Annotated in this window: 3 protein-coding genes; all 3 read right to left on the bottom strand. The window is 77.4% G+C overall.

The genetic code is table 11. The annotated features are described in order from the left end of the window. Positions 1 to 8,514: SDR family NAD(P)-dependent oxidoreductase (locus ACFU7Z_RS27255; RefSeq protein WP_380780265.1), on the bottom strand; the 8,514-nt coding region annotated here is incomplete at its 3' end. A gap of 439 nt (positions 8,515 to 8,953) precedes the next feature. Then, the gene (locus ACFU7Z_RS27250) at positions 8,954 to 9,670 is read right to left on the bottom strand and encodes an HAD-IA family hydrolase (protein ID WP_079272307.1); all 717 of its coding nucleotides are present in this window, start codon (positions 9,668 to 9,670) and stop codon (positions 8,954 to 8,956) included. Positions 9,671 to 9,841: 171 nt separating this feature from the next. Continuing rightward, positions 9,842 to 10,585, bottom strand: a 744-nt coding sequence (locus tag ACFU7Z_RS27245) for a Gfo/Idh/MocA family oxidoreductase (RefSeq protein ID WP_380780262.1), incomplete at its 5' end; no start/stop codon positions are given.

The following is a 10,585-nucleotide window of genomic DNA, read 5'->3' as shown; positions in this document are numbered from 1 at the left end:
GTCCCAGCCCCGGTCGGCGGGCAGGCCGGTGACGGCGTCGCCGCCGGCGGCGACGAAGCGCCAGAGGTCCTCGCCGGAGTCGAGGCCGCCGGGGAAGCGGCAGCCGACGGCGACGATCGCGATCGGGTCGTCCTCGGTCCCGGCGGCCTGTGCCGCGGGGGTGGCGGGGGCGGCGGGGGCCGGTTCCTCGCCGACGAGTTCGGTCGCGAGGTGGGCGGCGAGGGCCTTGGGCGTCGGGTAGTTGAACACCAGGGTGGCGGGCAGGCGCAGGCCGGTGGCGGTACCGAGGGCGTTGCGGAGTTCGACGGCGGTGAGCGAGTCGATGCCGAGTTCCTTGAACGCCTTGTCGACGTCCAGTGCCGCGGCCGAGCCGTGGCCGAGGACGGCGGCGGCGGTGTCGCGGACGAGGGCGGTCAGCAGTCCGTCGCGGTCGGCGGCGGAGAGTCCGGCGAGCCGCCGGGCGAGGGTGCCGGCGCCGTCCGCGGCGGTGCGGGCGGCGGCCCGGCGCAGGGCGCGGGGTGCGCGGGCGGCGGGTGCCAGGTCGCGCAGCAGCGGCGGGAGGTCCTCGGTGCGGACGCCGGTGACGTCGAGCCTGATCGGCACCACGGCCGCGGGCTCGCCGGTGAGTGCGGCGTCCAGGAGGGCGAGGCCCTGGTCGGCGGAGAGGGGGCGGGTGCCGACCCGGGCCATCCGGGCGAGGTCGGTGTCGCTGAGCCGGCCGCCCATGCCGGCGGCCTCGGCCCACAGGCCCCAGGCGAGCGACACGGCGGGCAGTCCGAGCGAGCGCCGGTGGGCGGCCAGGCCGTCGAGGAAGGCGTTTCCGGCCGCGTAGTTGCCTTGGCCGGAGCCGCCGAGGACGCCGGAGGCGGAGGAGTAGAGCGCGAAGGCGGCCAGGTCGAGGCCGGCGGTGAGCTCGTGCAGGTGCCAGGCGGCGTCGACCTTCGGGCGCAGCACGCTGTGCCACTTGGCGGCGTCCAGGGCTTCGATGACGCCGTCGTCGACGATCCCGGCGACGTGGACGACGCCGGTCAGCCGGTCGGCGAGGGTGTCGACGACGGCGGCCAGCGCGGTGCGGTCGGCGGTGTCGACGGCCTCGGCGCGGACCAGGGTGCCGTGCGCGGCGAGTTCTTCGAGCAGGTCGGCGGGTACGGCGGAGCGGGAGAGGAGCACGAGTTCCGCGACGCGGTGGACCGCCGCGAGGTGACGGGCCACCAGGCGGCCCAGGCCGCCGTTGGCGCCGGTGACCAGGACGGTGCCGCCGGCCAGCGGGGACGGCGCGTCCGGCGCGGGGGCGGGCGGGGCGGCCGGGCGGCGCAGGCGGGCGACCAGCCGTCGCCCGTCGCGCAGCGCCAGCTGCGGTTCGTCGTCCGGTGCGGCGGCCACCGCCCGGGCGGCGTCGGCCGGGTCGTCGGCCTCGACGAGGACGAAGCGGCCGGGGTTCTCCGACTGGGCGGTGCGCACCAGGCCCCGGACGGGTTCCTGGACGAGTTCGCCGCGCCGGGTGACGACGACGAGCCGGGAGTCGGCCGTCCGGTCGTCGGCCAGCCAGGCCTGGAGCGCCCGCAGGACGTCGTGGCCGACGGCGTGGGCGCGCTCGGGCACGGTGTCGGAGGGGGCGCCCACACCGGCGGGCAGGACCACGAGGGGCGGCAGGGCGCCGTCCTCGGGCAGGTCGCTGTGGAGGGTCCAGTCCGCGGGCCCGTCGGCGGGCACGTCGGCGGGCACGTCGGCGGCCTCGGGTGCGGGGACCCAGTCGACCTCGAACAGGGCCGCGTCGTCCGCCGGACCGGCGGTGAGGCCGCTCGGGTCCACCGGCCGCACGGTGAGGGCCTCGACGTCCACGACGGGGGCGCCGGTGTCGTCGGCGGCCCGGATGGTGAGGGTGTCGGGGCCGGCGGGGGTGACGACCACGCGCAGCGCCTCGGCGCCGGTGGCGTGCAGGCGCACGCCGGCCCAGGAGAAGGCGAGCCTGGGCACGTCGGCGCCGGGGAGGAGGCCGGCCTCGCCGAGCGGGTGGAGGGCGGCGTCCAGCAGGGCGGGGTGCAGGCCGTAGGCGGCGGTGTCGGTGGTGGTGTCGGGGAGGCGGAGCTGGGCGTAGAGGCGGCCGTCGGCGAGCCAGGCGGCCTCGACGGCGTGGAACGCGGGGCCGTAGGCGACGGTGAGCCGGTCGTAGAGGCCGTCGGTGTCGAGCGGGCGGGCTCCGGCGGGCGGCCAGACCGTCAGGTCGTCGGCGGTGGCGGGCTCCGGGCCCTCGGGGGCGAGCGTTCCGGTGGCGTTGGCGTGCCACGGCAGGCCGGGGCCGGTGCGGGTGAGCAGCCGGACGGCGCGGCGACCGTCCTCGGCCTCGCCGACGTGGACCTGAAGGTCGAGGCCGCCGCCGTCCGGGACGACGAGCGGGGCGGAGACGGTCAGTTCCTCGACCGTGGGCGCGCCGAGCCGGTGGCCGACGTGGGCGAGGGCGTCGAGCAGCGCGGTGCCGGGCAGCAGCGTCGCGCCGCCGACCCGGTGGTCGGCCAGCCAGGGCAGGGTGCGTTCGGTGATCCGGCCGGTGAAGACGGCGCCTTCCTCGGTGCCGAGCAGCAGTTCGGTCTCCAGCAGCGGGTGGCCGGCCTTGTCCAGGCCGACGGCGGCGAGGTCGCCGGCGGCGCGGCCCGGCCGGAGCCAGTAGCGCTGGTGCTGGAAGGGGTAGGTGGGCAGTTCGGAGGGGCGGACGGTGCCGGCCCCGGCGTGGGCCGTGGACCAGTCCACGGGCACGCCGCGGACGTGGAGTTCGGCGGCGGCGAGCAGGACTCGGTCCCAGCCGCCGTCCTCGCGCCGCAGCGTGCCGGTGACGACGGTCGGCGCCTGGACGGCCTCCTCCAGGGCCTCGACGACCGCGTGGGCGAGCACGGGGTGCGCGCTGACCTCGACGAACGCCCGGAAACCGTCACCCGCCAGGGTCTCGACGGCCTCGGCGAAGCGGACCGTCTGCCGCAGGTTGCGATACCAGTACCCCGCGTCCAGCTCCGGACCCTCCAGCCAGCGGCCCTCGACCGTCGACAGGAACGGGACGACGGCCGGCTGCGGCTTCACCGCGCCGAGCAGCTCGGCGAGTTCGGCCTCGATGGACTCGACGTGGGCGGTGTGGGAGGCGTAGTCGACGGGGATCCGGCGCACCCGGGCGCCGCGCTCCTCGAAGGCGGCCACCACGGTGTCGAGGCCGGCCGGGTCACCGGCGACGACGACCGAGGAGGGGCCGTTCACGGCCGCGACCTCGACCCCGGCGGGGAGCCGGTCGGCCACCTCGGCGAGCGGCAGCCCGATCGACACCATGCCGCCGCGTCCGGCCAGACCGCGGGCGATGGCCTGCGACCGCAGCGCCACCACCGCCGCCGCGTCCTCCAGCGAGAGGATGCCCGCGACGTGCGCCGCCGCGATCTCCCCCTGCGAGTGGCCGACCACCGCGTCCGGCACCACACCCAGCGAGGACCACAGCCGCGCCAAACCGACGTTCACCGCGAACGACACCGGCTGCACCACATCCACCCGCTCCAGCGAAGCGGCACCCGGCACCTGGTTCACCACATCCAGCAACGACCAGTCGACATAGGGCTTCAGCGCCTCCGCGGCCTCCTCCAGAGCCCGCGCGAACACCGCGGACTCGGCGAGCAGCCGACGGCCCATCCCGGCCCACTGGGAACCCTGACCCGGGAAGACGAACACCGACCGACCACTCACCTCCGCCCGACCGGACACCAGCCCGGCCGCGGCCTCTCCCCCGGCCAGGGCCCGCAGCCCGCTCAGCGCCCGCGCCCGGTCGGCGGCGACCACGACGGCCCGCCGTTCCAGCGCGGCCCGGGAGCCGGCGAGCGCGCGGGCGACGGCCGGCGCCTCGGCGACGGGCCTGGCCTCGGTGAACCCGGCGATCCGTTCGGCCTGGTCGCGCAGGGCCTCGGGGGAACGGGCGGAGAGCAGCCAGGGCACCGGGGTGCCGGAGCCGGCGTCGGGTTCGCCGTCGAGTCCGGCGGGCACCGCCCGGTGCGCCGGCTCCTGGGCGGGGGCCTGCTCCAGGACGACGTGGGCGTTGGTGCCGCTGACGCCGAACGAGGAGACGGCGGCCCGGCGCGGCCGGTCGACCTCGGGCCAGGCCCGTTCCTCGGTGAGCAGGGCGACCGCGCCGGACTCCCAGTCCACCTTGGTGCTGGGCTCGTCGATGTGCAGGCTCTTCGGCAGCACGCCGTGGCGCAGCGCCTCCACCATCTTGATCACGCCGGCGACACCGGCGGCGGCCTGGGCGTGGCCGATGTTGGACTTCAACGACCCCAGCCAGAGCGGCTGTTCGGCCGGACGGCCCTGCCCGTAGGTGGCCAGCACCGCCTGCGCCTCGATCGGGTCGCCCAGCGAGGTCCCCGTCCCGTGGCCCTCGACGGCGTCGACGTCCGCCGCCGTCAGCCCGGCGTTGGCGAGGGCGGCGAGGATCACCCGCTCCTGCGAGGGACCGTTCGGGGCGGTGAGGCCGTTGGACGCACCGTCCTGGTTGACGGCCGAACCCCGGACGACCGCCAGCACCTCGTGCCCCAGCCGCCGGGCGTCCGACAGCCGCTCCAGCAGCACCAGGCCCACGCCCTCGGCCCAGGCGGTGCCGTCGGCGCCGTCCGCGTAGGCCCGGGCCCGGCCGTCGGCGGAGAGCGCGCGCTGGCGGGAGAACTCGACGAAGGAGGTGGGCCGGGCCATGATCGCGGCGCCGCCGGCCAGGGCGAGCGTGCACTCGCCGTCGCGCAGCGCCTGGGCGGCCAGGTGCAGGGCCACCAGGGAGGAGGAGCAGGCGGTGTCCACCGTCACCGACGGGCCTTCGAGGCCGAGGGTGTAGGAGATGCGGCCGGAGGCGACCGAGCCGGCGTTGCCGGTGCCCAGGTAGCCCTCCAGGCCGTCCGGGACCTCGGCGAGGTCGGTGGCGTAGTCGTGGTACATCAGGCCCGCGTAGACGCCGACCGGCTGCCCCTTGAGCGAGGTCGGGTCGATGCCCGCGCGCTCCAGCAGTTCCCAGGAGGTCTCCAGCAGCAGCCGCTGCTGCGGGTCCGTCGCGAGCGCCTCGCGCGGGGAGATCCCGAAGAAGGCGGCGTCGAACTCGCCCGCGTCGTGCAGGAATCCGCCGTGGCGGGCGTAGGAGGTGCCGGGGACGGCCGGGTCCGGGTCGTAGAGGGCGTCGAGGTCCCAGCCGCGGTCGGCGGGGAAGGGGGTGATCGCGTCGGTGCCCTCGGCGACCAGCCGCCACAGGTCGGCCGGGGAGGCGACGCCGCCGGGCAGCCGGCAGGCGGCGCCGACGATGACGACGGGGTCCTCGGCGGGCGGCACGGTGCGCGGTACGGGCGCGGGCCGGGCGGCGGTGGCCGGACGGCCGGTCAGCGCGTTCACCAGGAAGGCCGCGACGGCGGTCGGGTTGGGGTGGTCGAAGGCGAGGGTGGCGGGCAGCCGCAGGCCGGTGGCGGCGGTGAGGCGGCCGCGCAGTTCGACGGCGGTGGCGGAGGTGAAACCGAGGTCCTTGAACGGGCCGTCGGGGCGGATCGGGTCGGGGCCGTCGCCGGCCAGCCCGGCGGTCTCCGCGAGGACGAGGTCGAGCAGCTCGCGCTGCCGGTCGGCGGCCGGGCGGCCGGCCAGGCGGCGGCGCAGCGCGGCGGCGGTCGCGGTGTCCGGGGCGCTCGGGCCGGCCGGGGTGTCGATGAGGTCGCGCAGCAGGGCCGGGACGTCCTGCGGGGCGAGGGCGTCCAGCCCTTCGGGGTCGAGCCGGAGCAGCAGCAGGGAGGTGTGGTCGGCCAGGTGGGCGGCGTCGAAGGCGGCGGCGCTCTCCTGGGCGGTGAGCCGGCCGAGGCCGGGCGGCACGGGGCGTCCGTCCCCGTCGGCGGGGCCGGTGATGAGGGCGAGGCCGGGCAGGCCGTGGCGGCTGCGGTGGTGGGCGAGGGCGTCGAGGAACGCCGCGGCGGCGGCCTCCCCGGGGGCGCCGGGGGTGCCGAGCGGTCCGACGGTGGGGGTGTGCACGACGAAGGCGGACAGCTCGGTGCCGGCGGTCAGTTCGTGCAGGTTGACGGCGGCGGCGAGGGCGGCGCCGAGGCCGGGGAAGGCCGCGCCGGGGGTGTGGACGACGGCGTTGAAGCGCGTGCCCGGGCCGGCCAGCCAGTCGGCGAGGGCGTCGCGGTCGGCGAGGTCGAGGGCGCTGAGGGTGGTCTCGGCGCCGGCGGCGGTGAGCCGTCCGGCGAGTTCGGCGGCGGCCCGGTCGGCGGGGCCGTGCGGGCTGGTGAGCAGGACCCGGCGCACGCCGCGTCCGGCCACCAGGTGGTGGGCGACGGCGGCGGCGGCCGGCCCGTCGGCGCCGGTGACCAGGACGGTGCGGCACGGGTCGAAGCGGGCGCCGGGCTCGCCGTGGGCGAGCGCGGCGGACACCCGGGCGGCGCGCGGGCGCAGCGCCACGCCGGAGCGGACGACGAGTTCGGGTTCGCCGGAGGCGACGGCGGTGGCCAGGGCGTCGGCGGCGTTCTCCTCCGCGTCGAGGTCGACCAGCAGGAACCGGCCGGGGTTCGCCACCCGGGCGGCGCGGACCACGCCGCGCAGCGCGGCCTGGACGAGGTCGGTGGCGCCGCCGGGGCCGGCGGCGCCCCGGGTGACGACGACCAGCGCGGTGTCGGCGAGCCGTTCCTCGGCGAGCCAGGCGGTGAGCTGCCCGTCGAGGGCGCGCACGGCGTCCTCGACGTCGGCGGCGAGCGGCCCGGGGGTGCGCAGGCCGGCGCCGACGCCGAGCACGGCGGCATCGGGCAGCGGGCCGGCCGCGGCCAGCGCGGCCGGGTCGGGGTGGGCGGCGGCGCCGAGGGCGTCGGCGAGGCCGAAGGCGTCCGCGCCGAGCACCGCCCAGGTGCCGGCGGCGGAGCGGGCGCCGGGGACGGAGGAGAGCGGCAGCCAGTCGACGCGGAACAGGTGCTCGTAGTGGCTGCCGCCGGCGGCCCGCAGCCTGGCGGGCGCGTCCAGCAGCACGTGCCGGGTGATCTTGCCGGAGGCGGTGCGCGGGATGCGTTCCGTCTCGTACAGCTCCTCGGGGACCTTGAAGTAGGAGAGCCGTTCCCGGCAGGCGGCCAGCAGGGCCTCCGGGTCGAGGCCGCCGGGGCCGGGCACCAGGAAGGCCACCGGCACCTCGCCGAGCACCTCGTGGGGCTTGCCGACGACGGCGACGTCCGCGACGCCGGGCACGCCGCGCAGCACCTCCTCGACCTCGGCCGGGTGGATGTTCTCGCCGCCGCGGATGATGAGTTCCTTGATCCGGCCGGTGATGGTGAAGTAGCCGGAGCCGTCCCGCCGGGCGAGGTCGCCGGTGTGGTACCAACCGCCGCGCAGCGCCTGCTCGGTGGCCTCGGGCTGGTTGTGGTAGCCGAGCATCACGCTCGGGCCGCGCACCCAGACCTCGCCCTCCTCGCCGTCGGCGGCGTCCAGGCCGGTCTCGACGTCGACCAGGCGCACGCCCAGGCCGGGGACGGGCAGGCCGCAGGAGCCCTCGACGCGGGCGCCGGTGGGCCAGTTGACGGTGATCGAGCCGCAGGTCTCGGTGGAGCCGTAGGCGTCGATGAGCGGCGCGCCGAACGCCTCCTCGAAGGAGCGCCGCAGCGCGGCGGTGGTCATGGCGCCGCCGACCAGGCACATCCGCAGGGCCGGCGCGGTGAAGCCGTCCTCCCGGGCGGCGCGCACCAGCTGCTGGTACATGGTGGGCACGCCGGCCAGGAAGGTCGCGGACTCCTCGCGGACGGCCTCCAGGACGTCCCGCGCGGCGAAGCCGTCGAGGATGCGGGCGGTGGCGCCGACGGCGGTGACGCTCAGTACGCAGGCGATGTGGGAGAGGCTGTGGAACAGCGGCAGCGGCCAGACCACCCGGTCCTCGGCGCTCAGGCCGGGTACCGGCACGTAGCAGGCGGCGACCGACCAGAGGCAGTTGCGCTGGGTGGACAGCACGCCCTTGGGCCGGCCGGTGGTGCCGGAGGTGTAGAGCATCCAGGCGGGGTCGTCGAGGCCGAGGTCGTCGCGCGCGGGGGTGGCGGGGTCGGTGCCGGCCAGGGTCTCGAAGGAGAGGGTGCCGGCCGGGACGGGGCCCTCGCCGGTGACGATCACCCGCAGGTCGGCCCGGCCGCGGGCGAGGGCGTCCAGGCCGGCGGCGCGGGCGGCGTCGGTGATGACGACGCGGGCGCCGCTGTCGTCCAGCAGGTGGGTGAGCTCGGCCTCGGTGGCGTGCGGGTTGAGCGGCACGCCGATGGCGCCGGCGCGCAGGATGCCGAAGTAGGCCTCCACCACCTCGACGCTGTTGCCGAGCAGGATCGCGGCCCGGTCGCCGGGCTGGAGGCGCAGGTCGGCGAGGTGGCCGGCGATCCGGCCGGTGCGGGCGTGGAGCTCGCCGTAGGTCACGCCGCGGACGGCGTCGCGGAACGCAGTCTTGTCCGAGCTGTCGCGGGCGTGCTCGGCCAGCAGTTCGGGCAGCGGCCGGATCAGCTCGGTGCGCAACATGCCGTCACTTCCTTGGGTCGGTTCAGGGTCGGTTCAGGGTTGGTTCGGGGTCTGTTCCGGTCGGCCCGGTTCGGGCCTCGGGCGGGGGCATTCGATTTCCGCCCGGCACCGGGGGTGGGCGGCGGCGGAATGGGATGGCATTTCCGGGCCGGAATATCGCGGTACGGGGCCGGCGCAATTGCCGGGCGGCCTTTCCGGGGCGGCCGTACGCGAATTCCCGCCGGTCACAGTCTCGTGCGGCGGGGGCTCCGGGCCGCCCCTATCCGCCCCCCTATACGGGCCCTAATCACGGTGGACGGGGCAGGGGCGGCGGGCGCGGCGGGCGGCTGCGCGGTAGGTGGGAACGGCGCCGCCCCGCCGGGCGTGGGCGCGGCGGGGCGGGGAGGGCGGACCGGCCCGGACCGGCCGGTGGGGCGGCCGGGGGCGGGCTCACGGCCGGTCAGTGAGCCGGGACGGGTTCGGGCAGCAGGGCGAGCAGGTCGTCGGGCCGGCGCAGCACCGCGTCGGGCCGTTCGGCGAGCAGCGCCGCCTCGTCGCTCTCGCCCCACAGCACGGCGATCGCGCCGACCCCGGCGCCCCGGGCGCTCGCCAGGTCGGTGACGGCGTCGCCGACCATGACGGTCCGTTCGGCCGGCACGTCGAGCAGTTCCAGGGCGCGCAGCACGATGTCGGGCGCGGGCTTGGCCCGGGGGACCTCGTCGGAGCCGAGCACGTGGTCGAAGTGGTGCAGCAGGCCGAGCTGGTCGAGCAGCGAGCGGGCCCGGGGGCCGCTCTTGCCGGTGGCCACGGCCAGCCGGATGCCGCGCCGGTTGAGGTCGACGAGCAGCTCCCGCACCCCGGCGTGCACGGTGACCTGGGGGGCGAGCCGGTAGCTCTCCCGGACGAAGGGCTCCTCCAGGGCGAGCGGCAGCCCCATGATCCGCATGATGTCCGGGAAGTAGCGGCCGAGGTGGCGGCAGTACTCCTCGAACGGCGGGTTGCCGTCGCCGACCACCTCCTCGTAGGCGGTGAGGAACGCCCGGCGCATCACGTCGAAGCTGTCGACGATGACGCCGTCGAGGTCGAAGACCACGGCGCGCAGCGGGGAGCGGGCGGCGAGCGCGTGGCCGTCGGGCCCGGTGGTCGGGGCGGTGGCTGCGAGCTGGTCGATCGGCATGGGATCTCCATGGGACGAGGGGCTGCCCGGACGGGTGACCGGGCCTGACGCCCCGGGGCCGAGGGGATGGGCACGGCCTCCGGGGCCGGGGCACGGGGCTGCTCGGGTGGAGCCGCGGCTCGGCGGGGAACGGCGGGGACGGCGGGGACGGCGGTCGGACGCCGACGACGGTCAGACGGCGAGCGCCGCGGCCTCGTCGGCGAGCCGCGGCCGCGGGGCGCGGGCCGCCGCGTAGAGCCGCTCGATGACCGAGATGGTGTGGTGGGCGCGCTTCACGGCCGCGCCGCGCGAGGCCGGGTCGGCGAGCACGGCGGGCAGCTCGTCGAGCTGGCGCACGTACTCGGTGCCGACGTCCTCCCCGGGCAGCGGGACCTCGGTGGTGACGCCGTCGCGGGTCCGGGTGAGGCGCGGGACCCGGCGGTTCGGGCTGAAGCCGAAGGTGCACTCCAGGGTCGCGGAACCGGTGGCGCCCTCCACGGTGATCCGGGTGGTGTCGACGGACTCGTGGGAGGCCCAGCTCGCCCGCACCGCCACCGAGACGCCGGTGTCGGTGAGCAGGAAGCCGCGGGCGGTGTCCTCGACGTCGCCCGCGCCGTCCGGCCCCTCGGTGCCGCGCCAGCCGGCGCCGCGCCTGCCGTCGTTGACGAAGTCGGCGGAGAGCGAGCCGAGCACCGACGGGAACCGGACGTCGCCGCCGAGCACGGCCTGGGCCGTGTCCAGCAGGTGCCAGCCGAGGTCGACCAGGGCGCCGCCGCCGGAGAGCCGCCGGCTGGTGAACCACCCGCCGGCGTCGGGGACACCGCTGGCGCGGACCCAGGCGAGGTCGACGTGCCGGATCGGGCCGAGGTCCGCCGCCAGTTCGGTGAGGGCGGCGACGTCCGGCCGGTAGCGGGCGGCGCTGCCCGCCAGCAGGAC

The sequence above is a fragment of the Kitasatospora sp. NPDC057518 genome (genome assembly GCF_042802075.1).
Lineage (GTDB): Bacteria > Actinomycetota > Actinomycetes > Streptomycetales > Streptomycetaceae > Kitasatospora.
This window is presented reverse-complemented; position numbering and strand designations above follow the sequence as displayed.

Excerpts from the sequence above, each read along its gene's own strand:
- ACFU7Z_RS27250 (WP_079272307.1), bottom strand. The coding sequence starts at position 9,670 with ATGCCGATCGACCAGCTCGCAGCCACCGCCCCGACCACCGGGCCCGAC.